Genomic DNA, 26,235 nt, shown 5'->3' with positions numbered 1-26,235 from the left:
TAAGCTGAGATATAGGAAGAAAGAGAGCGTATGAAGATCATACGCTCTCTTTCTTATGGTGGTGCGCCTGCCAGAGCAGGGCAGTTTTGTTTTAATTCGCAGCAGCAGGTTCGGAAGTTTCGCCTGTCAGGCTGTCTGCAGAGCCGCCATTCTGGGGATCTGCGCCTGTGGCATCTGTCGTGTTGTCAGCTGCGGAGTCGGAAGAGGATTCGCCTCCGGTGACGCCGGTATCAGAAGGATCACTGTCAGCGTCTGCCGACTCATCGGCAAAAGGTTCTTCTGTGACCGTTTCGGAATCCTCGGAAGCTTCGTCCGTGGACTCGCCGGAAAGCGCATCGGAAGCCTCGTCTGTGGTTTCTTCTTCCGTAGATGCGTCTTCATCACTGCCGCCAAAGAGATTCTCGAAGAAACTTACGATGCGGTCCCAGAGTCCGCCGCCGCTTCCTTCGGTGTCTGTCGCCGGATCTGCGGTTTCCTCCTCTGAGGAAGAATCTTCCAGGGTGCTGTCTGTGATAACATCAGAGCCAAGGATCTCGTCTTTGGTCTCATTGATAATGCCACCTACCGTGTCGCCGCCAAAGAATCCGGTGATGGTGTCCCACAGATTGGAGAAAAAGCCGCCGCTTTCACCATTTAAGTTGTCCAGCGTTTCTTTTAATGCTTTGACATCATAATCGTACTGGGAGATATTCTCCATCAGGGAAGTGATCTTGTTCATCTGGTCTTCTGTCAGAGTAATATTATAAGTCTTTGCAGCGTCGCTTACAGCATCCTGAATGTCTGCAGGATCGGAGAGGCCTTCTCCGATCACCTGTTCTTTGACGTCGTTCATGATGCCGGTAGCTGCTTCATCGCCTACCGCGTCTGCAAGCTGTCCGGTGGTGACAAGCTCTTCGGTGGCTGCCGCCTTCTGTCCTTCGTCGAGCGTCTCGCCGCTGGCAGTCTCATAGGCCATCATGATGCCGGTCAGAGCTCCGGTGCCGGATACGGCGATGGGAGACGCGGCTACCACGTTGCAGTTCTCTACGCCAGAGGTGGTGAGAGTACTTGCGATCATGGAACTCGTTACATACGTCAGATTTGCAACTTTCACCTGGATGCCGCCGTCAGAGGTGGGCTCTACATAAGAGCAACTGTAGGTTCTGGTACCAATCTGCTCTTCGGAAGCAATGCCCTCCATGTATTTGCGTTCGTCCGCATTGGTGACTTCAATGGTCTGTACCTGATCTTCAGAGGTTCCGAAATATTCGTACATGGACGTTTTCTGTTCCCCGGTCAGATTTGCGCCCAGAGTTACAACCTTGGAGCTGTCTGCCTGTACAGCAAGCGGAAGTGATGCCGTACAAAGGACAGCTGCCAGAATTACCGGTAATGTTCGTTTCATTTTTTTCATATGCATGGTGAATGCACCAGGCCCCCTTTTTCTTATTATTTATACATTGTTGGCTTTTGACTCACATATCATAACACATCTCCTGTGAAATGCAAATAAAATCTCCATTAACTATTTCTGAAGATTTTCTGTATCCGCTGCTCCAGAAGAGTCTCGTCAATGATCCCGCACATGGAGCCAAGGCAGCGGCCGTTGCGGAAACAGACGAAGGCAGGGACCAGATCGGGAGCGTAGACAGCGGAGATATTCGGGGAAGCATCGGTGTCTACTTTGTAAAAAAGAAGCCGGCCTTCAAGCCGGTGTTCCAAAGCTTCTGCCACCGGCTTCATCATCGCGCACCGGGGACACCAGACGGCGTAGAACATGACGATGGCAGGAAGCGCCGCGCGGGTGATTTCCGGAGAAAAGGTCTGGTCAGTCAGAGTGATCATGTCAGCGGACCTCCCGGTATCCGTGGTTTAAAATGCGAAAGACTTCCCTCATAGAAGCCAGAAAGCGTCTGGTGAATTTGCGAAAAAAAGGGTTTTTGCAGATGGTTTTCAGGATGGTCTGCCGGAAATGTCTGCGTCCAGGATGTTTCATATGTTTTCCTCTTCCAAAGATGTCTTTTTCATATAATATATGCGGGAAGGAAGAGATATGCGCGAAAAAACGGCGGAGATCTAAAGATCCCGCCTGGCGGTCAGCTTGCAGATCGGATTGCCGGCTGCAGAGAATTTTTCTTCGTATTCAGTCATGATATTGTCCCGGCTCATCTGCGGATCCCGGTGAAGATCAAAGGTCTGCCCGGTCAGGGTAAAAAGAGAAGACCGGCTGACTTCTTCGACGGAAAAATCAAAAAGAGACCGGTTGTCCGTCTTGAACTCTATCGTACCTCCGGCGGGAAGGATCCTGGCGTAAAGACTTAGGAAAGCTTCGGATGTCAGGCGTCGTCTGGCGTGGCGGGCTTTGGGCCAGGGATCGGAAAAATTAAGATAGATTTTTTCGACTTCTCCGGGGCCAAAGACTTCCGGCAGTTCTCTTGCGTCCATGCAGAGAAACCGGAGATTGGAAGGCTGTCCGGCAGGTTCTTCGCGGAGAAGCTGAAACTTTTCTACAGCGCGGAGCAGCACGCTGGAGTAGCGCTCAACCCCGATATAATTGATCTGCGGGTTGTGGGCAGCCAGGGAAAGAAGGAACTGGCCCTTTCCCATGCCGATCTCGATGTGGATGGGATGGTCATTCCCAAAGACTGTATTCCAGGCATTTTTCTGGTCTTTATAATTCTTAACAACTTCTTTGCACTCGCTGAGGACTTCCCCTGCCCGGGGGATATTTCTAAGGCGCATCGTGTTTCCTCCTTAAATACGGGCTTTTTATACGGAGTATAGTTTAGCGTCTGCAAGAAGAAAAGTCAATGTGGTTTCCCGCGGCAGAGTCTTTGTGGAAAATTGTCTGGAAAATTTGAACAAATCAGTGTATTATTTAGATATATTTATGGAAATGGAGGACTGGCTATGGAGTCTATTGTGGAAAAACTGGCAGAGATTGAAGAGACTGCCGAGAATATCGTAGAACATGCTAAGCTCCGTAAATCCGAAGTGGAGCATGAGATCCAGGAGAAGAGAAATACCTTTGACAGGGAGCTGGATCGTTACACAAAGGCAGAGATTGAAAAGATCAGAAAAAAGGCTGCGGACCAGATGGAGCAGGCGCTGGAAGAGCAGAGGATCTGTAACCGGTCCGTGATCGAGAGCCTGAAAAAAGAATATGAAGAAAAGCATACCGCATATGCCCAAGAAATCTTAAAGCGGATTACAGAGGTGTAGGCTTATGGGAAATGTACTGACATACAGTGGGATCGCCACCAAGATCCGGGCCATGCAGGCAAAACTTCTTACAGAAGCGGATTATGCACAGATCGCCGGACTTCGGAGCGTGCCGGAGGTGACGGAGTTCCTGAAGGGAAAGCCGGCGTACAGCGCCTACCTGGAGGGGATAGACCCTGCGCTCTATCACAGGGGGAATGTAGAAAAGATCCTGTATCAGTCTCTCTTTGATGATTACAGCAGGATCTTCCGGTTTGGCGGAATGGAGCAGAAAAAATTTCTGAAGATCTACTGGAAACGATATGAGATCGACGTGATCAATTATTGTCTGAGGATCGTATGCAACCATTATCAGACCCCCTTTGACCTGGATTATAAGAAAGTATATTTTGACAGATATTCTCAGATTTCTATCGATGCGCTCGTCGCGTCACAGACAGTGGAAGAGTTGGTGGACAATCTGCAGAATACAGAATATTACCGGCCTTTAAAAAAGATACGGGAGTTGGAAAGCGCTTCTCTTTTTGATTATGATCTGGCGCTGGAACTGTATTATTTTACCAGTCTGTGGAGGCAGCAGCGCCGGATCCTTACGGGGAAGGAAAGAAAAATGTATACCAGGGACTGCGGGATCAAGATTGATCTTCTCAATCTGCAGTGGGTCTACCGGGCGAAAAAATATTATCATATGCTGCCGCCCCAGATCTATGCCCTGACGATCCCCATTCACTACCGGTTAAGCCTGCGGGAATATAAGACGCTGGTGGAAACTCCGGGGGTGGATGAATTTCTGCGGCAGCTGGGAACGACCTACTATGCCAGGAGATATGATATCGGGGGCAGGAGCACGATGGAGCAGGCGCTGAAGGATTGTCTTAGAAAGCTGTATCTGGCGGACCGAAGACAGAATCCTTATTCGATCGCTGCGATCTACACTTATCTGTTTCTCAAGGAAGAAGAGATTGATAAACTGACCACTGCGCTGGAATGTATCCGCTATGGCCTGCCAAGGAGTGAGACGCTTGCGTATATGGAAGGGGTGAAGCAATGATAGTCAAGATGAAGTTTTTAAGCATCAGCGGCCCAAGGAGCGATATTGACAGGGTCTGCGAGGTGTATCTGTCCAGGCATGAGATGCAGCTGGAAAATGCCATCGCTGAGCTGAAAACTACGGAAAATCTGCTCCCGTTTGTGGAAGTGAATCCCTACCGGGAGCCATTAAATAAGGCGGAAGAATTTATCGCGCTGCTGCCGGAACGGACGCCGGAGCCGGATTTTTCCCTGGATCAGGAGGGGATGATCCGCATGATCCGGGATCTGAATCATCAGTATCTGGAACTGATGGAGAGAAAAGAGAGGCTGAATAAGCATGTGGATGAGCTGACGGAAAAGCTGAATGTGCTGGAACCCTTCCGGCCTCTGGAGCTGAATCTTCACGACGTGATGAATTACCGGTATATGCGGGTGCGGTTTGGAAGGATCAATGCGGATTACTATCGCAGACTGGAGAAATATCTGTACGAGGATCTGAACGCGATCTTTCTGGAGGGAGCCCGGAATGAAAATTATGTGTACGGCTGCTACTTTGTGGCCAATGCGGACGCAGGAAAAACGGACGCGATCTTTCATTCCCTGCATTTTGAGAAGATCCGGCTTTCCAAAGAGTATGTCGGCACCCCGGCCCAGGCGTGCGAAAACCTGCAGGAAGATATTGATCACGCCAGAGAACAGATCGAGGGCGTGGAGCAGGAGATCGCGCAGCTGTTAAGAAGCCATGCGCCGCAGCTGAAGGGAGCGCAGCGAAGGCTGGAAGAACTTGCCGGGAACTTTGACGTGCGGAAGATGGCGGCAAGGATGGAGGATGAAGAGGAAGATTACTATATTATCTGCGGCTGGATGGGAGAAGACGATGTTGAGGCTTTTCTGAAGGAAACCGAAAAAGATGACAAGGTGCTGGTAGTGGTGGAGGAAGACCGGGAAAAATACTTTGGGGATCCTCCGACCAAGCTTGAAAACCCTGGATTTTTTAAGCCTTTTGAAATGTTTGTAAAGATGTACGGCATGCCTGCCAGCGGGGAGATGGATCCCACCATATTTGTGGCTCTGACCTATACCTTTATTTTCGGCGCCATGTTCGGAGACGTGGGACAGGGATTCTGCCTGTTTGCGGTTGGAGGGATCTTGTATCTTGTAAAAAAGATCAATCTGGCGGGGATCATTTCCATTGCAGGGCTGTTTTCCATGTTGTTTGGATGTTTGTTCGGAAGTGTGTTCGGATTCGAGGATGTGATCCCGGCGCTGTGGCTTCATCCGGTGTCGGCCATGACCAATCTTCCTTTTGTGGGACAGCTCAATACGGTGTTTGTGGTGGCGATTGCTTTTGGCATGGCTCTGAACCTTTTGGTAATGGTCTTTCAGATCATCAATGCTTTTCGGAGTCATGATACGAGGAGCGCCTGGTTTTCCAATAACGGGGTTGCGGGTCTTGTCTTTTACGGATTTCTTGTGCTGACGGTGGTGCTGTATATGAGCGGCCACAAGACGCCGGGAAATATTATGATGGCCGTATTCCTGGGCGTGCCGGTGCTGATCTTTTTGTTCCAGGAGCCGCTTACAAATCTTGTGAAGCGCAATCACAAAAAAATAGAAGAAGGAAAGGTGATGTTTCTGGTCCAGGGCTTTTTTGAGCTGTTCGAGACCATGTTGAGTTATTTTTCCAATACCCTTTCCTATGTGCGGATCGGGGCGTTTGCCGTCAGCCATGCGGCGATCATGGAAGTCGTGCTGATGCTCTCCGGAGCCCAGGACGGTTCGCCCAACTGGCTGGTGGTGGTGATCGGAAATGTGATCGTATGTCTCCTGGAAGGCCTCATTGTAGGGATCCAGGTGCTGCGACTGGAATATTATGAGATGTTCAGCCGGTTTTACAAGGGAAGCGGAAGAGAATTCCGGCCGTTTCACAGTCATAAGAATCAGAAAAGATAGGTTTTAGGATAAGGAGGATAAGAACATGACGTTGACAGTAAAAGTATTGCTCATAGCAGCACTGATCTTAAGCATCATCATTCCTTTCGGATACTTTCTGATCGGAGAGAGGAATAAAAAGCGTTACAGGCGCGCGGTGGGGACCAATGTGTTTTTCTTCTTTGGCGCGTTTGTGATTGCAGGTATTATGTTATTTGGCGGAGATCCGGTGCAGGCTGCCGAAGGAGGGGAAGCGACGGCTTCCATGTCTACCGGTCTTGGTTATCTGGCGGCGGCTTTGTCCACCGGATTATCCTGTGTGGGCGGAGGGATTGCCGTAGCCAGCGCGGCCAGCGCGGCCCTTGGAGCTATCAGCGAGGACTCAGGCGCGCTTGGAAAATCTCTGATTTTTGTGGGTCTTGCGGAAGGAGTGTGCCTGTACGGCCTGATCATCTCCTTTATGATCCTGGGGCAGCTGTAAGATGAAGATGTATCTGATCAGTGATAATATCGATACGCTGACGGGGATGCGGCTGGCCGGTGTAGACGGCGTAGTGGTGCATGAAAGACAGGAGTTAAGAAGCGCCCTTGAGACCGCTATGAATGACCGCTCTGTGGGCATCATTCTTCTGACGGAAAAGTTCGGAAGAGAATTTCCGGAACTGATCAATGAGATCAAGCTGGAGCGGACCATGCCGCTGCTGATAGAGATCCCTGACCGGCACGGAACGGGCCGGAAGAAAGATTTTATCACTTCGTATGTAAATGAGGCCATCGGGTTGAAATTATAGGAAGAGAAGGTGACGTCCATGACAATAGAAGAAAAGGTATTTCATCTGCAGACCGCTGCCATGGAAGAAGCAAGGGCAGAGGGAAACGCTATCATAAAACAGCATGAGGATGCGCTGTACAGTGTGTTTGAACAGCACTGTGAAGAGGCCAGACGTCAGTCCGAGACCCGGATCAAGGCAGAGGAGGTCAGCGCCAGGCAGCAGCTGAATATGACAGCGTCCCGGGCACAGCTGGAGCTGAAGCGGGAGGTTTCCCGGGTGCAGAGTGAACTGAAGCAGAAGTTGTTTGAAGAGGTGGAGGAATTATTACAGGAGTATATGAAGACCGAAGCCTACCGACAGCTGCTGGCGGACTATGTCGAAAAAGCAGCTTCTTTTGCGGACGGCGATGAGATGACGATCTATATCAATCCTTCGGATGCGGATAAAAAAGAGTATCTGGAGGCTCGCACCGGCAGGGAGGTTACCGTCAGCAGAGAGGATTTTGGAGGCGGTATCCGGGCGGTGATAAAAAACCGGAATATTCTGATCGACCACGCCTTTCGGGGGGCTATGGAGCGGGAGTATCAAAGGTTCGTATTCCGGGGAGGTGATCTGGGTGCATAGTGTGAAGATTGGAACGATATATGGCATCAATGGCCCGGTGGTCTCCCTGAAAGGGAAAACAGATTTTAAAATGTCGGAGATGGTGTATGTAGGCAGGGAGAAGCTGGTGGGAGAGGTGATCTCGCTTGATAAGGAGACGACGACCATCCAGGTCTATGAGGAGACCAGCGGACTAAGGCCCGGGGAAATGGTGGAAGGTACGGACGCGGCGGTGTCTGTGACGCTTGCTCCCGGCATATTGAATCATATTTTTGACGGAGTGGAGCGGCCGCTGGAGCGGATCGCGGACAGAGCGGGGGCCTTTATTACCCGGGGCGTCAGCGTGGACAACCTTGATATGGACCGGCTCTGGGACGCCCACATTACCGTAAAAGAAGGAGAACGGATCCACGGGGGGACGGTGATCGCCGAGGTGCCTGAGACCCGCGCCATTGTGCACAAATGTATGGCGCCGCCGGACATAGAAGGAATCGTAGTGTCGGCAGTCCCGGACGGGGCTTACCGGATATCAGATCCTCTGGTTGCGGTCCGTCTGGAGGACGGGACAGTCAAAGAACTGCCGATGATGCAGCGCTGGCCGATCCGGGTGCCAAGACCGGCGCACCAGCGGTATCCGGCCGGTGTACCGCTGCTTACCGGGCAGCGGATCCTGGACACCATGTTTCCCATCGCAAAAGGGGGGACAGCGGCAATCCCCGGCGGGTTTGGGACAGGAAAGACCATGACGCAGCATCAGATCGCAAAATGGTCGGATGCGGACATCATTATTTATATCGGATGCGGAGAACGGGGCAATGAGATGACGCAGGTGCTGGAGGAGTTCGGCCAGCTGACGGATCCAAGGAACGGCAATCCTTTGATGGACCGGACAACGCTGATCGCCAACACCTCCAATATGCCGGTGGCAGCCAGGGAAGCTTCCATCTATACGGGACTTACACTGGCGGAATATTACCGGGATATGGGGTATGACGTGGCGATTATGGCAGATTCCACCTCCCGGTGGGCAGAGGCGCTTAGAGAGCTGTCCGGGCGTCTGGAAGAGATGCCGGCAGAGGAAGGATTTCCCGCCTATCTGGCTTCCCGGCTGTCGGCTTTTTATGAGCGGGCGGGGATGATGCAGAATCTGAACGGCACGGTAGGATCTGTGACGATCATCGGGGCGGTTTCCCCGCAGGGAGGAGATTTCTCGGAACCGGTGACGATGAATACGAAGCGGTTTGTCCGCTGTTTCTGGGGACTGGACAAGTCGCTTGCCTATGCCAGACATTTCCCGGCGATCCACTGGCTGTCCAGCTACAGTGAATATCTGACGGACTTAAGCGGCTGGTATACGGATTATGTTTCGCCGAAGTTTGTGGATTACCGGAATCGTCTGATGGCTCTTTTGAACCAGGAAAGCAGCCTGATGGAGATCGTAAAGCTGATCGGCGCAGATGTGCTCCCGGATGATCAGAAGCTGGTGCTGGAGACAGCTAAAGTGATCCGTCTGGGATTTCTGCAGCAGAACGCTTTTCACAAGGACGATACCTGTGTGTCGATGGAAAAACAGTTTAAGATGATGGATGTGATCTTGTATCTTTATAAGAAAAGTCGGGATCTGGTGGCAATGGGCATGCCAATGTCTGTATTGAAGGCAGAGGGAATGTTTGAAAAAGTGATCGCCATGAAATACGATGTGCCCAATGATAATCTGCAGCTTTTGGATCTGTACAAAAGGGAGATTGATGAGTTTTGCAACCGTGTGATCGAGAAGAACGGATAACAGAGGGAAGGAGGACACTGGCGGAATGGCAATTGAATATTTGGGACTAAGCAGTGTCAATGGACCGCTGGTGGTCCTGGAGGGACTGCAGGACGCGTTTTATGATGAGATCGTAGAATTTACCATAGAAGGAAAGACCCGGAAGATGGGACGCATTATTGAACTGGATCAGGATAAGGCGGTGATCCAGGTGTTTGAAGGGACGCAGGATATGTCTCTTGGAAACACGCACACCAGGCTGACCGGACGGCCCATGGAAGTGGCGGTGTCTGTGGAGATGCTGGGAAGGACCTTTAACGGGATCGGGACGCCTGTGGACGGACTGGGACCAATCGTATCTTCAGACTTGCGGGACGTAAACGGCCTGCCGCTGAATCCGGTGCGCCGGGAATATCCCAGAAATTATATCCGGACGGGGATCTCGGCCATCGACGGGCTGACGACACTGATCCGGGGACAGAAGCTTCCGATCTTTTCCGGGAATGGCCTGCCTCATGACCAGCTGGCGGCCCAGATTGTAAAGCAGGCGTCTCTGGGCGAGGGGGCGGACGGGGAATTTGGCGTCGTGTTTGCTGCTATGGGCGTCAAGCACGACGTGGCGGATTTTTTCCGTAAGACGTTTGAAGAAAGCGGCGTGTCGGATCATGTGTGTATGTTTCTGAACCTGGCCAACGACCCGGTGGTAGAGCGGCTCATCACGCCAAAGGTGGCGCTGACAGCGGCGGAATATCTGGCCTTTGAGCAGAATATGCACATTCTGGTGATCCTGACCGATATGACGTCATTTGCAGAGGCAATGCGGGAAGTATCCTCTTCAAAGGGAGAGATTCCATCCAGAAAAGGATATCCCGGATATCTGTACAGCGAGCTTGCTACAATCTATGAACGGGCAGGCATTGTGGAATCGGCCGGCGGGTCTGTGACCCAGCTGCCCATCCTGACGATGCCAAATGATGATATTACCCATCCCATTCCGGATCTGACCGGATACATCACGGAAGGACAGGTGGTGCTGGACCGGACGCTGCACGGGCAGGCCATCTATCCGCCAATCAGCATCCTGCCGTCTCTGTCCCGTCTGATGAAGGATGGCATCGGCGAGGGGTATACAAGAGAGGACCATCAGGATCTGGCAAACCAGCTCTTTTCTTCTTATGCAAAAGTAGGGGAAGCCAGAAATCTGGCGTCGGTCATCGGAGAAGACGAGCTGTCTCCCATCGACAAACAGTATCTGAAGTTCGGAGAAGCATTTGAGCAGCGCTATATCGGGCAGGGGCCCGGAGAAAACCGGACCATACAGGAGACACTGGATCTGGGATGGGAGCTTCTGGGAATGCTGCCCAAAGAAGAACTGGACCGGATCGACACAAAACTCATCGAAAAATACTATCCACGTGAAGCAGACTAGCCGCGCCATCGGACACAAGACATGCTTGCATGCACTTGTGTCCGATGGCATGGCTGGGAGCGACGTGACCGAGCAGCAAGGCTGTGAGGTCCACGGCGCAAGACTGCTTCACGTGGATGAGGAGAGAGAGGAAGCAGAGCGACGTGACCGAGCAGCAAGGCTGCGAGGTCCACGGCGCAAGACTGCTTCACGTGGATGAGGAGAGAGAGGAAGCAGAGCGACGTGACCGAGCAGCAAGGCTGCGAGGTCCACGGCGCAAGACTGCTTCACGTGGATGAGGAGAGAGAGGAAGCAGAGCGACGTGACCGAGCAGCAAGGCTGCGAGGTCCACGGCGCAAGACTGCTTCACGTGGACGGGGGAGTGAGAGGAGGCGGCATATGGATCCAAGAGAATTTCCAACCAAGGGAAACCTGATGCTGGCGAAAAATTCGCTGGCGCTTGCTCATCAGGGATATGAGCTGATGGATAAAAAGAGAAATATTTTGCTGAAAGAGCTGATGGGGCTGATCGATGAGGCAAAAGACATTCAGGAGCAGATTGACGCCACGTTTACAAAGGCGTACGCCTGCCTGCAGAGGGCCAATATTGAACACGGCATCAGCAGGGTGCAGGAACTGGCGTTTACCGTACCTATCGAAGAGTCTATCCGCATACAGACCCGGAGCATCATGGGAACTGAGATTCCCCACGTCAGATATGACGACAGGCAGAATGACCTGACCTATTCTTTTGGGACGACCCGTGAGTCTGTGGATATTGCAAGAGAGGCGTTCCGGGAAGTAAAGGAACTTACCATCAAGTTGTCGGAAGTGGAAAATTCGGCATACCGGCTTGCTGCCAATATTAAGAAAACACAGAAACGGGCAAATGCCCTGAAAAATATAACGATACCGATGTACAGCAATCTGGTGTATACGATTACTAACGCGCTGGAAGAAAAAGAACGAGAAGAGTTTACAAGGTTAAAAGTAATAAAGAAAAAATTTTAAGAATTCCCGGTGTTTTCGCGGAGTGCAAAAAACACCGGGAATTCTTTGGGTTCTATGGATATTGTCCCTCCAGGACGTCCAGGTATTCCTGCCCGAAGATATCGACATATTCCTGAAGTGCGCGGGATACGGCTTCCTGACCGTCCTCGCCCAGATAATTGATGAGAAACCGGCTGATGGTGTATTTCAGATGGGCGGTATGGAAATTAAAATCCCGGATACAGGAATCTCCCAGTTCCGCTTTTTTGCGCTGCAGTTCTTCCCCGGAGATTGGATGCCCCCAGTCGAATTTACACTGCTCTCCGCCCCAGCTCATAGAGGTGGAAAGATGGACGCAGGTGAGATCGGACCGGAAGCCCTGGTAAACGGCATTGTCCACATTTACGCAGTAGAGCTTTCCGTATTCTGTGAGATGATGTTTTTCCCAGGCGTCGCACCAGGCGCATTTGGATATGTAGGTCTGCAGCGTGGGCTCGGTCCGGATCTGGCCGAATTCCATCTGGCCTTCATAGTCCGGTTTCCATTCGCCATAAGCCTGGCTGGTCATAGTGTTTCGTTCATCCTGACGCGCAAGAGCATTCTGGGCCATCCGCATTCCCCGTTCATTACCATAGGCGGTCATACCGGCCAGAATGGCCTCCCGGCCTTCATCGCCACAAGCTTCCATCGCGTGTTTTGCCAGGAGTGCGAAAAGAACGGCATGGTGTTCGATCCTGCATCTGGCAGCTTCCTCTTTCATAGTATGTACTCCTTCCGTAAAAAATCGGTCAATAGTATAATTTGATTATACTATATCCGGAGGGAAAAACAATGGAAGATTGGGCGGGAACCCGGTAAAAATAAAAAACACAAAAGCCAGGGCGATCCAGAGAAAGACAACTCCGGACACAGAGGGCGTGCGCCGCAGATTCCGGTAAAAATACGAAGAGGCGGCAAAGGCGGCAAAGACGGAACAGACATAGAGAATAAGATCCACAAGGAGGAAATGCCGTCCCAGAATTCCAGTATAAGTATAATACGATGCAAGGATGAAAAGAAGCGCCGGTAAGACGCCAAGAAACCGGGAATAAAAAAACAGATCCGGGCGTGGAGAAGAACGCCGGAAAGAAACAAGAGAAACAAGAAGAAATGGGAAATATAAAAGTTTCAGATGCTCCCAGACCGATTCATTGACAGGACAGAACAAGGCGACCAGAGAAAGCCCGCCGGACCAGTCATAGAGAAAATGGCAGAGAGAGCCAAGCACAATTACGGCAGTCACAGATCGAAGATCATCCTTGCGGATCCACTTACGCAGAACATAGATCATATTCATCACTCCCCGTAGAAGTATATGTGCAGGGGTAAAAAAATATGAACAAAACCAGAAAAAAATACTTGCATTCTAAAAAGAACTGTTATATAATAGCTCTTGCGTTAAGCAACAACACAGAAATGCGCGATTAGCTCAGCTGGCAGAGCACCTGACTCTTAATCAGGGTGTCCAGGGTTCGAACCCCTGATCGCGCAGTCAAAATCGCTGATTTTGCAGCCACAGGAGCTGCGGGGTCGGCGATTTTTTGCGTGTAGCAATTGCGTGTAGCAATTGAGCAACGCAAGAAGTGGGAGACGGCAGCCGGGGACGCTTGCGTACCCGTGCTGCCAGCTCCCACTTCTTATGTGGCGAAAGCCACGACCGAGGCGAAGCGCGAAAGCGCGAAGAGGAGGTGCGTTGCGAAGTTGCGGTCTGGGAAAGCGAAAGCCACGACCGAGGCGAAGCGCGGGAGCGCGAAGAGGAGGTGCGTTGCGAAGTTGCGGTCTGGGAAAGCGAAAGCCACGACCGAGGCGAAGCGCGGGAGCGCGAAGAGGAGGTGCGTTGCGAAGTTGCGGCCAGGGAAGTCGAAAGCCACGACCGAGGCGAAGCGCGGGAGCGCTCTGTAAATATTTTAAAAATCACAAATAAAATTTAAAAATTCCCCCTTTTCTTTTCCGGCGTTTTATTGTATGATATTATCTGCACAAGATATTGTGCCTTGGAAAATGTGTATATCTATATTTGGTGGAAAGGAAACGGGGAAGTATGGAGATAAATGTTAAGACGAAAGTAATCAAAAGAAACGGGGAAGAGGTTTCTTTTGACATTTCCAAGATCATCAATGCGATCACAAAGGCGAATGCAGAGGTGGACAGGATCCATCAGATGAATGAGTACCAGATTGTGGCGATCGCTGAGAAGATTGCAGAGATGGTGAAGGAATCCACGCACGCAGTTAATGTGGAGGATATCCAGGATCTGGTGGAAACCAGCATCATGGAGATGCGCGGGTATGAGGTGGCGCAGAAGTATGTCCGCTACCGTTATAAACGGGAGCTGGCCAGAAAGACCAACACCACAGACGACGGGATCCTGGCGCTGATCGAGCATTTAAATGAAGAAGTCAATCAGGAAAATTCCAATAAAAATCCGGTGATCAACTCCACGCAGAGAGATTATATGGCCGGAGAGGTAAGCAAGGATCTGACAAAACGTGTGCTCTTGCCGGAGGAGATCGTAAGAGCCCATGAGGAAGGGATTATACATTTCCATGATTCGGATTATTTTGCACAGAAGGAGCACAACTGTGACCTGATCAATCTGGAAGATATGCTGCAGAACGGGACTGTGATCAGTGAAACTCTGATTGAAAAGCCACACAGCTTTTTTACCGCCTGCAATGTGACGACACAGATCGTGGCGCAGGTGGCCAGCAATCAGTACGGCGGACAGTCCTTTACTTTGGCTCATCTGGCGCCCTTTGTAGATATCAGCCGCCAGAAGATCCGTAAATGTGTGATCGCAGAGCGGGAGGAATGTGGCGAGTCCATGGATGAAGAGATCATCAGCAAAGTGACGGAAAGACGGCTGAAGGAAGAGATCCGCAGCGGAATCCAGACCATTCAGTATCAGCTGATCACACTGATGACCTGTAACGGGCAGGCTCCGTTTGTAACGGTATTTATGTACCTGGACGAGGTGCCGGAAGGCCAGACCAGAGACGACCTGGCCATGATCATCGAAGAAGTGATGATCCAGCGGATGCAGGGCGTGAAAAATGAAAAAGGCGTGTGGATCACACCGGCATTTCCGAAACTGATCTATGTGCTGGATGAAGATAATATCCGTCAGGATACCAAATACTGGCACCTGACAGAACTGGCGGCAAAATGTACGGCAAAACGCATGGTGCCGGATTACATTTCTGCAAAGATCATGAAGGAATTAAAGCAGGGAGAGGTTTATCCGTGCATGGGATGCCGTTCCTTCCTGACAGTGGAAGATTCACAGAGAAACGCCGATGGCAGCCACAAATTTTACGGAAGATTTAACCAGGGCGTTGTCACCATTAATCTGGTGGACGTGGCCTGCTCCTCAGAGGGAGATATGGATCGGTTCTGGGAAATCCTGGATGAAAGACTGGAGCTTTGCCACCGGGCTCTTAGGTGCCGCCACGAGAGACTCCTGGGAACCATCTCTGATGTGGCGCCGATCCTGTGGCAGTACGGAGCTCTGGCAAGATTGAAAAAGGGCGAGAAGATCGACAGGCTTTTGTATAACGGGTATTCCACCATTTCTCTTGGCTATGCGGGCCTTTATGAAATGTGTGTGCGGATGCTGGGCAAGTCCCATACCGATCCGGAGGCAAGTCCGTTCGCCATGCAGGTGATGCAGCGGCTCAATGATAAATGTAAGGAGTGGAAAGAAGCAGAACACATCAGTTATTCCGTCTACGGAACCCCGATGGAATCCACCACTTACAAATTCGCGAAATGCCTGCAGAAGCGTTTTGGTATTATTGAGGGAGTTACAGATAAAAATTATATTACCAACAGCTATCATGTCCATGTGACAGAGGAGATCGACGCATTCCACAAGCTGGAATTTGAGTCGGAATTTCAGAAGCATTCGCCCGGAGGCGCCATCAGTTATATCGAGGTGCCGAATATGCAGAACAATCTGCCGGCGGTGCTGTCTGTGATGCAGTTCATTTACGATCACATTATGTATGCAGAGCTGAACACAAAGAGTGATTACTGCGAGTGCTGCGGCTATGACGGAGAGATCCAGATCAAGGAAGATGAGTCCGGCAAGCTGATCTGGGAATGCCCCAACTGCGGCAACCGGGATCAGGACAAAATGTTTGTAGCCAGAAGAACCTGCGGTTATATTGGCACGCAGTTCTGGAACCAGGGAAGGACCCAGGAGATCAAAGACCGGGTACTGCATCTGTAAAAAAATATTTGTGAAATAGGGCGCCGGGTCTTTGAAAGACCTGGCGCCTTTGCTATACTAAGAAAAGCAGGAAATGTATTTTAGGGAGAGGACCATGAATTACGGAGAAATAAAAAAATATGACATTGCGAACGGGGAGGGAGTGCGGGTCTCCCTTTTTGTGTCCGGGTGCACCCATCACTGCCCGGGATGTTTTAACCAGGAGACCTGGGATTTTTCTTTTGGGAAAGAATACACACAGGAGACGGAAGAAGAAATCCTTGACGCAGCCGCGCCGGGATATATCGCGGGATTAAGTCTTCTTGGAGGAGAGCCGTTTGAGCCGGCCAATCAGGAAGTGATGGTGGGGCTTTTGCGGAAGTTTAAAGAAAGATATCCGCAGAAAACGGTGTGGTGCTATACCGGATATCTGTTTGATAAAGAGTTGCTGGAAGAAAGCCGTGCCAGATGTGCGTTTACGGATGAAATGCTGTCCATGATCGACGTGCTGGTGGACGGCCGGTTCGTGGAGGCGAAAAAGGATATTACCCTTTTGTTCCGGGGGTCGTCCAACCAGCGGCTGATCAATGTCCCGGAGAGCCTGAAACAGAAAGAGGTGGTATTGTATGAGCCGGGCGTGTGAGAATTGGAAATTGGAAGCGGAAGGATGCGGAAATCCGGTGTATGAGAAATTGCTGAAATGTTACAGATCCGTGGCAGAGAAAGTGGAATTTCGTCCAAAGGTGGCGCTGGTACTGGGATCAGGGCTTGGAAATTACGCAGAGCGGATCCGGGTGGTACAGACGGTGGATTACCATGAGATCGAGGGATTTCCGGTGTCTACGGTTCCCGGACACAAGGGGCGTTTCCTTTTTGGGTATGTGGAAGAGGTGCCGGTAGTAGCTATGCAGGGGCGGGTTCACTATTATGAGGGCTATGCCATGGAGGATGTGGTGCTGCCTGTCCGCCTGATGCGGCTTCTGGGAGCGGAGATTTTATTTCTGACCAATGCTGCAGGGGGTATAAATCCGGAGTTTGCAGCCGGAGATTTTATGCTGATCAAGGATCAGATCGCAAGTTTTGTGCCGTCGCCGCTGATCGGGCCGAATCTGGAGAGTCTTGGGCCGCGGTTCTGCGACATGTCTGAAGTATATGACAAGGATCTTCAGGAGCTGCTTCGGCGGACGGCAAAGAGTCTGGAGATCACGCTTCGCGAAGGAACCTATATTCAGTTGACGGGACCTAATTTTGAGACGCCTGCGGAGGTGCGGATGTGCCGGATCCTGGGGGCGGACGCCGTGGGGATGAGTACGGCCTGCGAAGGCATCGCGGCGAATCACATGGGAATGCGGATCTGCGGCATTTCCTGTATTTCCAATCTGGCCTGCGGCCTGTCGGATCAGCCGCTTAGCCACCAGGAGGTGCAGGAAACGGCGGACCGGGTGGGGCCGCTGTTTGAAAAGCTGGTGACAGCTGCCATTATCAATATGGGGAAGTAAACCGCAGAGAAAAGGAGGGGTGATCTTGAATATACGGTTTTACAATGCAAGGATCCTGACCATGGCGGAAGGAATGAAGATAACAGAAGGCGAGCTGCATGTCCGGGGAAACCGGATCTCCTATGTGGGGATGCCGGGAGAGGACATGGGGCCGGAGGCCGGAGCAGAGGTCGGGAAAGCAGAGCCGGGGGTCGGGAAAGCAGAGGCGGACGGTGGGAAGGCAGAGCCGAATGGCGGGACATGGGACCGGGAGATAGATGCGGGCGGGAACTTGCTGATGCCCGGATTTAAAAATGCCCATACCCATTCAGGCATGACATTTCTTAGATCCTTTGCGGATGACCTGCCGTTGCAGGCCTGGCTGAATGAACAGGTTTTTCCTATGGAAGCAAAACTGACAGGGGAAGATATTTATGAATTGTCGAAGCTTGCCATTCTGGAATATCTGACCAGTGGGATCACCGCTAATTTTGATATGTATCTGACGCCAAAGACCATTGCCCGGGCTTCGACAGATATGGGATTTCGTACTGTGCTGTGCGGGGCGGTCAATGATTTTTCCCAGTCAGTGGAGGAAATGGAAACCTGGTATCAGACGCTGAACGGATCGCATGAATTGATCAGCTTCCGGCTGGGATTTCATGCGGAATACACCACATCGGAACCGTTGCTTCGGGAAATCGCCGCGCTGGCGAAAAAGTATCAGGCACCGGTGTATACCCACAATTCCGAGACCCGCACGGAAGTAGAGCAGTGCCTGGAGCGGACGGGTATGACGCCTACGGCATATCTGGATTCGCTGGGGATGTTCAACTACGGCGGCGGGGGCTTCCACTGCGTTTATCTGACAGAAGAAGATCAGGAAATCTTTCGGCGGCGGGGGCTTGCCGTGATCACCAATCCGGGATCCAATACCAAGCTTGCCAGCGGGATCGCGCCGATCAGTCGCATGATGGAAAAAGGGCTTGTTATCGGGATCGGTACCGATGGACCCGCCAGCAACAATTGTCTGGATATGTTCCGGGAAATGTTTCTCGTTACAGGGCTTGCCAAGTTAAAAGACAGGGATGCGGCCGCAGCAGACGCAGACCAGGTCCTTGGCATGGCTACGATGGGAGGCGCCGCAGCCATGGGGCTTGAGGATTGTGATACCCTGGAGCCGGGAAAATTCGCAGATCTGGTTATGATCGACCTTCATCAGCCCAACATGCAGCCGCTGAACAACATTTCCAAAAACCTGGTGTACAGCGGCAGCAAACAAAACGTGAAGCTCACCATGGTAAACGGTCGGATCCTGTACGAAAACGGCAGATTTTCCGTAGGAGAAGACCCGGAAGAAATATACAGAAAAGCACAGGAGATCACAGACAGATGCAAGAGGAGGATGTACGATGAAAGTAAGAAGTAGTATTGCGGATAAAATATTGCAGATTTTGTGCATTGTCCTGCTGGCGGGCACGACTTTTTATCTTCTGGCCGGATGGGGGACTTTTCCAGATAAGCTGCCGATGCATTTTGGCGCTTCCGGGCAGATTGACAAATGGGGAGGGAAAGGAATCCTTATTTTTATGCTGGTGATGCAGTGGGGGCTGTATCTTCTCTGTACGGGAGTAGAGCAAATCCCGCAGATCTGGAACACAGGTGTGAAAGTGACTGCTGAGAATCGGGAGCGGGTATATCGGATCTTGAAGTACATGCTGGAAACTCTGAAGCTGGCCATAGAGATGATTTTTACGTTTCTGTTTGTGTGCATTACGCTGGCCAGACCATTGCCGGGATGGTCTATGCCGGTGATGCTGGCGCTTGTGTTTGGAGATATAGCGTTTTGGATGATTCTCCTTTGGCGGTGCAGATAGGTACAGGGTAAAAGTCAAAAAGGTACAGGGTAAAAGTCAATTGGGGACGTAGACCTTTGCAAAAGGTCTACGTCCCCAATTGACTTTGTAGAAAATCCCGCGTCTTTTGCGGCTTGTATTGTGCGAATTGTGCAAAAAACTTTGCAAAAATTAAAGTTGCATTCTGGATATGTTGAATTTGCATAATTTTTACGGGAGAGAGGCCTTGCTGTGTGTGGTTAATGCACAAGCGGCGGGGAATTTGTGGATATGCCTGTTCTTTGTTAAGAAATATTTTTGGGTTATTGACTTTTCTTATAATTAGCAGTAAGGTAATTTAAACTTATGAAAAGGTATGATGAAGGAAGGGGATAGTACGGAAGAGTTAACGAATGAGCTGTTAGAGCAATTAACTTGTGAGACGGTTTTTGAAATTCCCATATTCGGCGGGATTGGCGTGGATGAAGCCGTGGTTGTGACCTGGATCATCATGGCGGTTCTGGCGGTCCTTTCAATAGTGTTTGTGAGAAATCTGAAGGTGGAAAATCCCGGGAAAGTGCAACTTGCGCTGGAGTCGGTGATCACCTGGGGAAGTGATTTCTTTGAGGGGATCATCGGGAAGTCCAACCGGCGTTACATTCCATGGCTGATGACGGTGGCTCTTTACCTCGCGGTGGCCAACCTGATCGGCCTTGCAGGCTTTAAGCCGCCCACCAAGGACTTAAATGTAACAGCGGCGCTGGCGATCATGAGCATGCTACTGATCGAATATTCGGGGATTCATAAAAACGGACTGAAGCACTGGTGCGTGCATTTTACCAAACCGGTGCCGGTGGTGACTCCGGTCCTTGTACTGGAGATCTTTATCCGCCCGCTGTCGCTTTGTATGCGGCTTTTTGGAAATATCCTGGGCGGGTTTGTGGTCATGGAGCTTGTGAAGGCGGTCGTCCCGTTTCTGGTGCCGATACCGCTCAGCTTCTATTTTGACATTTTTGACGGCCTGTTGCAGGCCTATGTATTCGTATTCCTGACGGCCTTGTTTATGAACGAGGAGATGGAATAGCAGGACAAAAAACTTCATAAAATAAAAATTTTTTGTAGAGAAAAGGAGATCAGACAATTATGACAGGTACAATTATTGCAATCGGAGCAGCAGCAGCAGTTTTAACAGGTATTGGAGCAGGAATCGGTATCGGTATCGCAACCGCGAAGGCAGTAGACGCGATCGCAAGGCAGCCGGAGGCAGAGGGAAAGATCAGTAAGAACCTGATCCTTGGATGTGCGCTGGCAGAGGCAACCGCGATCTACGGATTTATTATCGCGATCCTGATCATCTTCTTCCTGCAGTAGGAAATGTTCCTTGCAGTAGGAGGATTTTCGACAGTTGGAAGAAGAAAGGCAGGGAAAAATAAGTGCTGAGAGTAGATTTTAACCTGGTCCTTACCATGATCAATCTGGTGGTCCTGTTCCTGATCCTGCGGAAATTTTTGTTCCGGCCGGTGATGGATATTATGGAAAAGCGGGAGGCGATGATCGCCGACGGCTTAAAAAATGCAGAAACCAGCCAGACAGAGGCGCTGGAGCTAAAGAGTCAGTATGAGGCAAAACTTCAGGGAGCAAAGGAAGAATCTTCCCAGATGATCGAGAGGGCGAAGCAGGAGGCAAAGGCGGAGTATGACCGTATCGTAAGCGATGCGGACAACGAGGCCCAAAAGCTGATACAGAGCGCCAGAGACAATATGGACATGGAGAGAGAGCAGGCAATAAGAGATATGAAATCGCAGGTTGCGTCTCTTGCAATGGACGCTGCCAGAAAGGTTCTTGTAAATGGCGGCCGGGGAGCGGACGATACGTCGGCTTACGACCAATTTCTAGAAGAAACAGGTGATCCCCATGGCGCAGCAGAATAATCAACAGAAGTACTGTTCTCTGGCAGCCCTTCGTTACGCGCAGGTTCTGTATGAGCGGCAGGCCGATGAAGAAGCCGTGGAAAGAACAAAAATGCTTTGGCAGGAGTCGCCGGAACTTCGGGAAGCATTAAAGAATCCGGCGGTCTCCAGAATCCAGAAGCACCGCGTCATTGACCGGGTGTTTCCGGCCGGGATCCGCAGCTTTTTAAAGGTGCTGACAGATCACGACAAGGCAGGGCTTCTGGAAGAGATCCTGGAAGCCTATGAGGAGAGAAAACAGGCGGCGCAGGGGGTTATTACCGCAACGCTGCGATACACCACGCTGCCGACAGAAGAGCAGAAACAGAGAATGGAACATTTTCTTTGCAAAACGGAGCAGGCTTCTTCGGTAGACTGGAAGCTTGTCCATGACGAAACTCTTCTTGGCGGCTTTATTCTGTCTGTCGGCGACAAAGAGTATGATTACAGCGTAGAAGGAAGGCTTAGCAGGCTGGAACAAAAATTAACCTGGAGGTGAATGGATTGCGCGCAATCAGTTCAGATGAGATTATCTCTATCATAAAAGAAGAAATAAACAACTATGACGAGATCAGCCGCAACCAGGAAGTAGGGACGGTGGTTTCCGTAGGAGACGGGATCGCCACGATCTATGGTCTGGACCATGCCATGTATGGCGAGATCATTACCCTGGAAAACGGCCTGAAAGGCATGGTTCAGGATATCAAACAAAATGAGATCAGCTGCATCTTGTTTGGAGATGACAGCGAAGTTACACAGGGAACAAAAGCAGCCCGGACAAAAAGACGCGCCGGCATTCCGGTAGGAGAGGCCTACATCGGAAGGATCGTGGACGCTCTGGGCTCCCCCATCGACGGGCGGGGCGGGATCGAGGCCAGCGAGTACCGGCCGGTAGAGCAGGAGGCTCCCGGCATTGTGGAACGTAAGTCGGTCAGCGTGCCGCTGGAGACAGGAATCTTGTCCATTGATTCGATGTTCCCGATCGGGCGGGGACAGCGTGAGCTGATCATTGGAGACCGCCAGACCGGAAAAACATCGATCGCCATGGATACCATCCTTAATCAGAAGGGGAAAGATGTGATCTGCATCTATGTAGCGATCGGCCAGAAGGCGTCCACAGTAGCGCAGCTGGTAAATACCCTTCGCAAACATGGCGCGCTTGAGTATACCACGGTATTTTGCTCAACGGCCAGCGAGTGCGCGCCGCTGCAGTATATCGTGCCTTATTCTGCGACTGCGCTTGCAGAATATTTTATGTATCAGGGAAAAGATGTGCTGATCATTTATGACGATCTGTCCAAGCATGCGGTGGCCTACCGCGCCATTTCGCTTTTGCTGGGGACGGTCTCCGGGACGTGAAGCCTATCCGGGAGATGTCTTCTATCTGCATTCCAGATTGCTGGAGCGAAGCAGCCGGTTAAATGAAGAGGCGGGAGGCGGTTCCATTACGGCTCTGCCGATCATCGAGACGCAGGCGGGAGACGTGTCTGCGTACATTCCCACCAACGTCATTTCCATTACAGACGGGCAGATCTTTCTGGAGAGCAGCCTTTTTAACGCCGGCATGCGCCCGGCGGTCAATGTAGGGCTTTCCGTATCCCGTGTGGGCGGCGCGGCCCAGACCAAGGCGATGAAAAAGGCCAGCGGAAGCATCCGTATCGACCTTGCCCAGGCAAGGGAAATGGAATCCTTTACCCAGTTCAGTTCGGATCTGGATGAAGCAACCAGGGAACAGCTGAAATACGGCGCCGTCCTGACGGAACTTTTTAAAACAGCCTCTTGGCAGGCCGCTGTCCATGCAGGAACAGGTAGATTACCCTTGTGGCGGCGACAAACCGTCTGATGATGGACGTGGAAACGGCAAAGGTCAAAGAATTTCAGATGGATATGCTGGCGTATTTTGACCGGGAGCACCCGCAGATCGGCCAGACGCTGGAGGAGAAGAAAGTGCTGGACGACGGGTTGAAAGAACAGATCATAGAGGCAGTAAAGCAGTTTAAAGAAACAAGATAAGCAGGTGGAACGATGGCAAATGCAAGAGAGCTGAAAGAAAGGATGGCCAGCATCCAGGAGACGAGAAAGGATTACCAATGCCATGTATCTGATCTCTTCTTCAAAAATGAAGCAGGCCAGAAAAAAGCTTGCGGATACAGAACCCTTCTTTTTTGGGATCCAGGCGGAAATTTCCAGAATCCTGCGGCACGTTCCGGATATGCACAGCCATTTCTTCGACACCCGGGAGAAGATCCCGCCGGAAGAACGCAAGATCGGCTGTATCGTGATCACTGCGGATAAAGGGCTGGCCGGCGCGTACAATCATAACGTCATTAAGATGGCGGAGCAGGTGCTGGCGGAGCCGGGGAATCCATAAAATGTATGTGCTGGGCGAGCTGGGCAGACAGTATTTTTCCAAAAAACAGGGGCTTTTGCTGGATACTTCATTCAGATATACGGTGCAGAAGCCGACGCTGTACAGGGCCCGCGTGATTGCGGAGGAGATGGTTTCCCTTTTTGAAGAAGGGGAACTGGACGATATTTATATCATTTACACCCGGATGGAAAATGCGATGCAGGCAGTGACGGAGAAGATCAAGATCCTGCCGTTGCACAGGGTCAGTTTCACGCCCCAGAACATGCCGTCCATTGCGGGCGTATATCAGGAAGGTATGATCCTGTACCCGTCGGCCCACAGCGTTATGGATAATATTGTGCCAAACTATGTGGTGGGACTGATCTATGGCTGCCTCGTAGAGTCTTACTGCAGCGAGCACAACGCCAGGATGCAGGCAATGCAGAATGCGACCGACAGTGCGTCGGATATGCTGGATGAGCTTAGGATAACATATAACCGTGTGCGCCAGGCCGATATCACTCAGGAACTGACGGAAGTCATCGGCGGGGCAAATGCACAGAAAAGGGAAGTGAGCAGGAACATTATGACAAAGGGTAAGATCATACAGGTCATGGGGCCTGTTGTAGACGTGGAATTTGAGAGCCAGAAAGAACTCCCCCGCATCAAGGATGCGTTTGGAGGTAGAGAACGGCGGCAAACGCTGTGTCATGGAAGTGGCTCAGCATGTGGGAAATAATGTGGCCCGCTGTATCATGCTGGCTTCCAGCGACGGACTTTATAAAGGAATGGAAGTTACGGCCACAGGCGCGGGGATCCAGGTGCCGGTAGGCGAACAGACCCTGGGACGTCTCTTTAACGTGCTGGGGGAAACAATTGATGATAAAGAGGAGATCGCAGAAGACGCCGAGCGCTGGGTGATCCACCGGAAGGCTCCAAGCTTTGAAGAGCAGAGCCCGGCTGTGGAGGTGCTGGAAACCGGGATCAAGGTCAATTGATCTTCTGACTCCGTATGCCAAAGGCGGAAAGATCGGTCTTTTTGGAGGCGCCGGAGTAGGAAAGACGGTGCTGATCCAGGAGCTGATCCACAACATTGCCACCGAGCACGGAGGATATTCTATCTTTACCGGTGTGGGAGAAAGATCCCGTGAAGGAAATGACCTCTGGACCGAGATGAGCGAGTCCGGGGTTATCAACAAAACAGCTCTGGTATTCGGACAGATGAACGAGCCGCCGGGAGCCCGTATGCGTGTGGCGGAGACGGGACTTACCATGGCGGAATATTTCCGTGATGAAGAGCATCAGAACGTGCTGTTGTTTATTGACAATATTTTCCGATTTGTGCAGGCGGGTTCCGAGGTGTCCGCTCTGCTTGGACGTATGCCGTCCGCAGTCGGATATCAGCCGACTCTGGCCAATGAAATGGGCGCTCTGCAGGAGCGGATCGCTTCTACAAGAAAGGGATCTGTTACTTCCGTGCAGGCAGTCTATGTGCCTGCGGACGACCTGACAGACCCGGCGCCTGCAACCCACATTTTCCCATCTGGATGCCACCACCGTTCTTTCCAGAAAGATCGTGGAGCAGGGAATCTATCCGGCGGTAGATCCGCTGGAATCCACCTCCCGGATCCTGGAGCCGGACGTGGTAGGAGAAGAGCATTACCGGGTGGCGAGAAAGGTGCAGGAGATCCTGCAGAAATACAAAGAACTTCAGGACATTATCGCGATCCTTGGTATGGAAGAACTGTCAGAAGAAGATAAGATGACAGTTAAACCGTGCAAGAAAGGTACAGAGATTCCTGTCTCAGCCATTCTCTGTGGCGGAAGTATTTACGGGCACTCCGGAAAATATGTTACCGCTTGAGGAAACAGTCCGCGGCTTTGCGGCCATCATCGACGGAGAGATGGATGAGTATCCGGAAAGCGCCTTCTTTAACGTGGGAACCATCGAGGACGTAAAAGAAAAAGCAAAGGCTCAGATGCAGCAGGCATAAGGAGTGTAAAAAAGCATGGGAACATTTTCGTTAAAGATCATATCCAGCGATAAAATATTTTACGAGGGCCCCTGCCAGTACCTGACGATCCCTGCGCCTGACGGGCAAAAGGGGGGTTTTGCCCATCATGAAAATATGGTGATCGCCGTGGATCCGGGGGGCTTAAGTTTCGTAAGCCGGACGGCCGAATGGGTGGAAGCCGTGGTGTCCATGGGGTTTGCAGAGATCATGAACAACCGGGTGTCTGTGCTGGTCAATACGGCAGAGCGCCCCGAGGACATTGATGTGAAGCGGGCTGAGGAAGCAAAGGAACGGGCCGAGGAGCGGCTGCGTCAGAAGCAGAGCATCCAGGAGTATCACCTGTCCCAGGCTTCGCTGGCAAGAGCCATGGCAAGGCTTAAGGCATCCCGGAATAAGCACGGGGATATCTAGGATACGGGAAATTACACATAAAATATAGAAAATCACACATAAAAAAGCACGACAGGATCGGCTCTTTTATGTGTGATTTTTTTCTGGCAATTTTGGTGATCTTTTGGGGGAAATGGGATAAAAGAGGAGAAAACCAGGGGAAAGCCAGGTGAAAAGCCGGGCATAAAATAGGACTGCGCCTGGGGAGGAGTGCAGTCCTGAGGAAAAAGTTATGAAAAAAAAAAGATAACACGCGATCTAGTGT

26 protein-coding genes, 1 tRNA gene and 3 pseudogenes are annotated in these 26,235 nt (G+C 51.3%); 24 read left to right on the top strand and 6 right to left on the bottom strand.

Features of this window, described 5'->3' with window-relative positions; genetic code table 11:
- Nucleotides 1-91: 91 nt before the first annotated feature.
- The 4 genes from ABGT54_RS04495 to trmB all read right to left on the bottom strand — a co-directional run bounded on the left by ABGT54_RS04495 (nucleotide 92) and on the right by trmB (nucleotide 2,721).
- Nucleotides 92-1,384: a DUF1002 domain-containing protein gene (locus ABGT54_RS04495; RefSeq protein WP_346663020.1), complete on the bottom strand. Its 1,293-nt coding sequence runs from the start codon at nucleotides 1,382-1,384 to the stop codon at nucleotides 92-94.
- A gap of 116 nt (nucleotides 1,385-1,500) precedes the next feature.
- Nucleotides 1,501-1,824 (bottom strand): thioredoxin domain-containing protein, encoded by a 324-nt coding sequence (locus ABGT54_RS04490; protein WP_346663019.1) that lies wholly within the window; start codon nucleotides 1,822-1,824, stop codon nucleotides 1,501-1,503.
- A gap of 1 nt (nucleotide 1,825) precedes the next feature.
- Nucleotides 1,826-1,975 carry a hypothetical protein gene (locus ABGT54_RS04485; protein WP_346663018.1) on the bottom strand — a complete coding sequence of 50 codons (150 nt, stop codon included), beginning with the start codon at nucleotides 1,973-1,975 and terminating at the stop codon, nucleotides 1,826-1,828.
- Nucleotides 1,976-2,055: 80 nt separating this feature from the next.
- Entirely contained in the window at nucleotides 2,056-2,721 is a 666-nt protein-coding gene (gene trmB / locus ABGT54_RS04480) for a tRNA (guanosine(46)-N7)-methyltransferase TrmB (protein WP_346663017.1), read from the bottom strand.
- A gap of 168 nt (nucleotides 2,722-2,889) precedes the next feature.
- Between trmB and ABGT54_RS04475 the strand changes: the two genes are divergently transcribed.
- The 9 genes from ABGT54_RS04475 to ABGT54_RS04435 all read left to right on the top strand — a co-directional run bounded on the left by ABGT54_RS04475 (nucleotide 2,890) and on the right by ABGT54_RS04435 (nucleotide 11,725).
- Complete coding sequence (locus ABGT54_RS04475; protein ID WP_346663016.1) at nucleotides 2,890-3,201, top strand: hypothetical protein; 312 nt, start codon at nucleotides 2,890-2,892, stop codon at nucleotides 3,199-3,201.
- 4 nt (nucleotides 3,202-3,205) lie between these two features.
- On the top strand, nucleotides 3,206-4,252 hold the full coding sequence (locus ABGT54_RS04470; RefSeq protein ID WP_346663015.1) for a V-type ATPase subunit: 1,047 nt from the start codon (nucleotides 3,206-3,208) through the stop codon (nucleotides 4,250-4,252).
- Complete coding sequence (locus ABGT54_RS04465) at nucleotides 4,249-6,186, top strand: V-type ATPase 116kDa subunit family protein (RefSeq protein WP_346663014.1); 1,938 nt, start codon at nucleotides 4,249-4,251, stop codon at nucleotides 6,184-6,186. Before ABGT54_RS04470 ends, ABGT54_RS04465 begins: the two co-directional genes overlap by 4 nt.
- Before the next feature lie 25 nt (nucleotides 6,187-6,211).
- The gene (locus tag ABGT54_RS04460) at nucleotides 6,212-6,646 is read left to right on the top strand and encodes an ATP synthase subunit C (RefSeq protein WP_346663013.1); all 435 of its coding nucleotides are present in this window, start codon (nucleotides 6,212-6,214) and stop codon (nucleotides 6,644-6,646) included.
- A 1-nt stretch (nucleotide 6,647) separates the two neighbouring features.
- On the top strand, nucleotides 6,648-6,956 hold the full coding sequence (locus tag ABGT54_RS04455) for a V-type ATP synthase subunit F (protein ID WP_346663012.1): 309 nt from the start codon (nucleotides 6,648-6,650) through the stop codon (nucleotides 6,954-6,956).
- An 18-nt stretch (nucleotides 6,957-6,974) separates the two neighbouring features.
- The gene (locus ABGT54_RS04450) at nucleotides 6,975-7,562 is read left to right on the top strand and encodes a V-type ATP synthase subunit E (protein WP_346663011.1); all 588 of its coding nucleotides are present in this window, start codon (nucleotides 6,975-6,977) and stop codon (nucleotides 7,560-7,562) included.
- Nucleotides 7,555-9,327, top strand: a complete 1,773-nt coding sequence (locus ABGT54_RS04445; protein ID WP_346663010.1) for a V-type ATP synthase subunit A — start codon at nucleotides 7,555-7,557, stop codon at nucleotides 9,325-9,327. Before ABGT54_RS04450 ends, ABGT54_RS04445 begins: the two co-directional genes overlap by 8 nt.
- A 25-nt stretch (nucleotides 9,328-9,352) precedes the next feature.
- Nucleotides 9,353-10,735 carry a V-type ATP synthase subunit B gene (locus ABGT54_RS04440; RefSeq protein WP_346663009.1) on the top strand — a complete coding sequence of 461 codons (1,383 nt, stop codon included), beginning with the start codon at nucleotides 9,353-9,355 and terminating at the stop codon, nucleotides 10,733-10,735.
- Between the two features lie 378 nt (nucleotides 10,736-11,113).
- Entirely contained in the window at nucleotides 11,114-11,725 is a 612-nt protein-coding gene (locus ABGT54_RS04435) for a V-type ATP synthase subunit D (protein WP_346663008.1), read from the top strand.
- A gap of 52 nt (nucleotides 11,726-11,777) precedes the next feature.
- Here the strand turns inward: ABGT54_RS04435 and ABGT54_RS04430 are convergent, their stop codons facing one another.
- Both ABGT54_RS04430 and ABGT54_RS04425 read right to left on the bottom strand, forming a co-directional pair.
- Nucleotides 11,778-12,464, bottom strand: coding sequence for an L-2-amino-thiazoline-4-carboxylic acid hydrolase (locus ABGT54_RS04430; RefSeq protein WP_346663007.1), 687 nt, complete (start codon nucleotides 12,462-12,464; stop codon nucleotides 11,778-11,780).
- A 45-nt stretch (nucleotides 12,465-12,509) separates the two neighbouring features.
- A complete protein-coding gene (locus ABGT54_RS04425; protein WP_346663006.1) occupies nucleotides 12,510-13,034 on the bottom strand; it encodes a DUF6512 family protein in 525 nt (174 codons plus the stop codon).
- A 127-nt stretch (nucleotides 13,035-13,161) separates the two neighbouring features.
- Here ABGT54_RS04425 and ABGT54_RS04420 point away from each other — a divergent pair.
- The 15 genes and pseudogenes from ABGT54_RS04420 to atpC all read left to right on the top strand — a co-directional run bounded on the left by ABGT54_RS04420 (nucleotide 13,162) and on the right by atpC (nucleotide 25,991).
- A tRNA-Lys gene (locus tag ABGT54_RS04420) sits at nucleotides 13,162-13,234 on the top strand.
- A gap of 116 nt (nucleotides 13,235-13,350) precedes the next feature.
- The gene (locus tag ABGT54_RS04415; protein ID WP_346663005.1) at nucleotides 13,351-13,674 is read left to right on the top strand and encodes a hypothetical protein; all 324 of its coding nucleotides are present in this window, start codon (nucleotides 13,351-13,353) and stop codon (nucleotides 13,672-13,674) included.
- Nucleotides 13,675-13,784: 110 nt separating this feature from the next.
- The gene (gene nrdD, locus ABGT54_RS04410; RefSeq protein ID WP_346663004.1) at nucleotides 13,785-15,974 is read left to right on the top strand and encodes an anaerobic ribonucleoside-triphosphate reductase; all 2,190 of its coding nucleotides are present in this window, start codon (nucleotides 13,785-13,787) and stop codon (nucleotides 15,972-15,974) included.
- A gap of 94 nt (nucleotides 15,975-16,068) precedes the next feature.
- Nucleotides 16,069-16,596: an anaerobic ribonucleoside-triphosphate reductase activating protein gene (gene nrdG / locus ABGT54_RS04405; protein WP_346663003.1), complete on the top strand. Its 528-nt coding sequence runs from the start codon at nucleotides 16,069-16,071 to the stop codon at nucleotides 16,594-16,596.
- On the top strand, nucleotides 16,580-17,452 hold the full coding sequence (locus ABGT54_RS04400) for a purine-nucleoside phosphorylase (protein WP_346663002.1): 873 nt from the start codon (nucleotides 16,580-16,582) through the stop codon (nucleotides 17,450-17,452). Before nrdG ends, ABGT54_RS04400 begins: the two co-directional genes overlap by 17 nt.
- A gap of 25 nt (nucleotides 17,453-17,477) precedes the next feature.
- Nucleotides 17,478-18,860, top strand: coding sequence for an amidohydrolase (locus ABGT54_RS04395; protein ID WP_346663001.1), 1,383 nt, complete (start codon nucleotides 17,478-17,480; stop codon nucleotides 18,858-18,860).
- Entirely contained in the window at nucleotides 18,844-19,308 is a 465-nt protein-coding gene (locus ABGT54_RS04390) for a DUF1648 domain-containing protein (RefSeq protein ID WP_346663000.1), read from the top strand. Before ABGT54_RS04395 ends, ABGT54_RS04390 begins: the two co-directional genes overlap by 17 nt.
- 337 nt (nucleotides 19,309-19,645) lie before the next feature.
- Nucleotides 19,646-20,350: a F0F1 ATP synthase subunit A gene (locus ABGT54_RS04385; RefSeq protein ID WP_346662999.1), complete on the top strand. Its 705-nt coding sequence runs from the start codon at nucleotides 19,646-19,648 to the stop codon at nucleotides 20,348-20,350.
- A gap of 59 nt (nucleotides 20,351-20,409) precedes the next feature.
- Nucleotides 20,410-20,637 (top strand): ATP synthase F0 subunit C, encoded by a 228-nt coding sequence (gene atpE / locus ABGT54_RS04380; protein ID WP_204909863.1) that lies wholly within the window; start codon nucleotides 20,410-20,412, stop codon nucleotides 20,635-20,637.
- A gap of 62 nt (nucleotides 20,638-20,699) precedes the next feature.
- Complete coding sequence (atpF, locus tag ABGT54_RS04375; protein ID WP_346662998.1) at nucleotides 20,700-21,197, top strand: F0F1 ATP synthase subunit B; 498 nt, start codon at nucleotides 20,700-20,702, stop codon at nucleotides 21,195-21,197.
- On the top strand, nucleotides 21,181-21,714 hold the full coding sequence (gene atpH, locus ABGT54_RS04370) for an ATP synthase F1 subunit delta (RefSeq protein WP_346662997.1): 534 nt from the start codon (nucleotides 21,181-21,183) through the stop codon (nucleotides 21,712-21,714). The genes atpF and atpH overlap by 17 nt, the downstream gene beginning before the upstream one ends.
- 5 nt (nucleotides 21,715-21,719) lie before the next feature.
- Nucleotides 21,720-23,228 (top strand): annotated as a pseudogene (gene atpA / locus ABGT54_RS04365) (F0F1 ATP synthase subunit alpha).
- A gap of 12 nt (nucleotides 23,229-23,240) precedes the next feature.
- A pseudogene (gene atpG / locus ABGT54_RS04360) lies at nucleotides 23,241-24,136 on the top strand (ATP synthase F1 subunit gamma); the annotation flags it as partial.
- A 15-nt stretch (nucleotides 24,137-24,151) separates the two neighbouring features.
- Nucleotides 24,152-25,559: pseudogene (atpD, locus tag ABGT54_RS04355) on the top strand (F0F1 ATP synthase subunit beta).
- A gap of 15 nt (nucleotides 25,560-25,574) precedes the next feature.
- Nucleotides 25,575-25,991 carry an ATP synthase F1 subunit epsilon gene (atpC, locus tag ABGT54_RS04350; RefSeq protein ID WP_346662996.1) on the top strand — a complete coding sequence of 139 codons (417 nt, stop codon included), beginning with the start codon at nucleotides 25,575-25,577 and terminating at the stop codon, nucleotides 25,989-25,991.
- The last annotated feature ends 244 nt before the right edge of the window (nucleotides 25,992-26,235 follow it).

This window comes from uncultured Merdimonas sp. (genome assembly GCF_963929015.1).
GTDB lineage: Bacteria > Bacillota > Clostridia > Lachnospirales > Lachnospiraceae > Merdimonas.
Note: the sequence above shows the minus strand (reverse complement) of the source record. Positions and strands in the feature narration are given on the sequence as shown.

What these genes read in the sequence shown, in the direction of transcription:
- ABGT54_RS04430 (WP_346663007.1), bottom strand. Translation starts at nt 12,464, where the DNA reads ATGAAAGAGGAAGCTGCCAGATGCAGGATCGAACACCATGCCGTTCTT.
- ABGT54_RS04435 (WP_346663008.1), top strand. Translation starts at nt 11,114, where the DNA reads ATGGATCCAAGAGAATTTCCAACCAAGGGAAACCTGATGCTGGCGAAA.
- atpE (WP_204909863.1), top strand. Translation starts at nt 20,410, where the DNA reads ATGACAGGTACAATTATTGCAATCGGAGCAGCAGCAGCAGTTTTAACA.
- ABGT54_RS04460 (WP_346663013.1), top strand. Translation starts at nt 6,212, where the DNA reads ATGACGTTGACAGTAAAAGTATTGCTCATAGCAGCACTGATCTTAAGC.
- atpH (WP_346662997.1), top strand. Translation starts at nt 21,181, where the DNA reads ATGGCGCAGCAGAATAATCAACAGAAGTACTGTTCTCTGGCAGCCCTT.
- ABGT54_RS04450 (WP_346663011.1), top strand. Translation starts at nt 6,975, where the DNA reads ATGACAATAGAAGAAAAGGTATTTCATCTGCAGACCGCTGCCATGGAA.
- nrdD (WP_346663004.1), top strand. Translation starts at nt 13,785, where the DNA reads ATGGAGATAAATGTTAAGACGAAAGTAATCAAAAGAAACGGGGAAGAG.
- ABGT54_RS04485 (WP_346663018.1), bottom strand. Translation starts at nt 1,975, where the DNA reads ATGAAACATCCTGGACGCAGACATTTCCGGCAGACCATCCTGAAAACC.
- nrdG (WP_346663003.1), top strand. Translation starts at nt 16,069, where the DNA reads ATGAATTACGGAGAAATAAAAAAATATGACATTGCGAACGGGGAGGGA.
- ABGT54_RS04400 (WP_346663002.1), top strand. Translation starts at nt 16,580, where the DNA reads ATGAGCCGGGCGTGTGAGAATTGGAAATTGGAAGCGGAAGGATGCGGA.
- trmB (WP_346663017.1), bottom strand. Translation starts at nt 2,721, where the DNA reads ATGCGCCTTAGAAATATCCCCCGGGCAGGGGAAGTCCTCAGCGAGTGC.
- ABGT54_RS04495 (WP_346663020.1), bottom strand. Translation starts at nt 1,384, where the DNA reads ATGAAACGAACATTACCGGTAATTCTGGCAGCTGTCCTTTGTACGGCA.
- atpC (WP_346662996.1), top strand. Translation starts at nt 25,575, where the DNA reads ATGGGAACATTTTCGTTAAAGATCATATCCAGCGATAAAATATTTTAC.
- ABGT54_RS04425 (WP_346663006.1), bottom strand. Translation starts at nt 13,034, where the DNA reads ATGATCTATGTTCTGCGTAAGTGGATCCGCAAGGATGATCTTCGATCT.
- ABGT54_RS04465 (WP_346663014.1), top strand. Translation starts at nt 4,249, where the DNA reads ATGATAGTCAAGATGAAGTTTTTAAGCATCAGCGGCCCAAGGAGCGAT.
- ABGT54_RS04440 (WP_346663009.1), top strand. Translation starts at nt 9,353, where the DNA reads ATGGCAATTGAATATTTGGGACTAAGCAGTGTCAATGGACCGCTGGTG.
- ABGT54_RS04455 (WP_346663012.1), top strand. Translation starts at nt 6,648, where the DNA reads ATGAAGATGTATCTGATCAGTGATAATATCGATACGCTGACGGGGATG.
- ABGT54_RS04470 (WP_346663015.1), top strand. Translation starts at nt 3,206, where the DNA reads ATGGGAAATGTACTGACATACAGTGGGATCGCCACCAAGATCCGGGCC.
- ABGT54_RS04385 (WP_346662999.1), top strand. Translation starts at nt 19,646, where the DNA reads ATGAAGGAAGGGGATAGTACGGAAGAGTTAACGAATGAGCTGTTAGAG.
- ABGT54_RS04390 (WP_346663000.1), top strand. Translation starts at nt 18,844, where the DNA reads ATGAAAGTAAGAAGTAGTATTGCGGATAAAATATTGCAGATTTTGTGC.
- ABGT54_RS04490 (WP_346663019.1), bottom strand. Translation starts at nt 1,824, where the DNA reads ATGATCACTCTGACTGACCAGACCTTTTCTCCGGAAATCACCCGCGCG.
- ABGT54_RS04475 (WP_346663016.1), top strand. Translation starts at nt 2,890, where the DNA reads ATGGAGTCTATTGTGGAAAAACTGGCAGAGATTGAAGAGACTGCCGAG.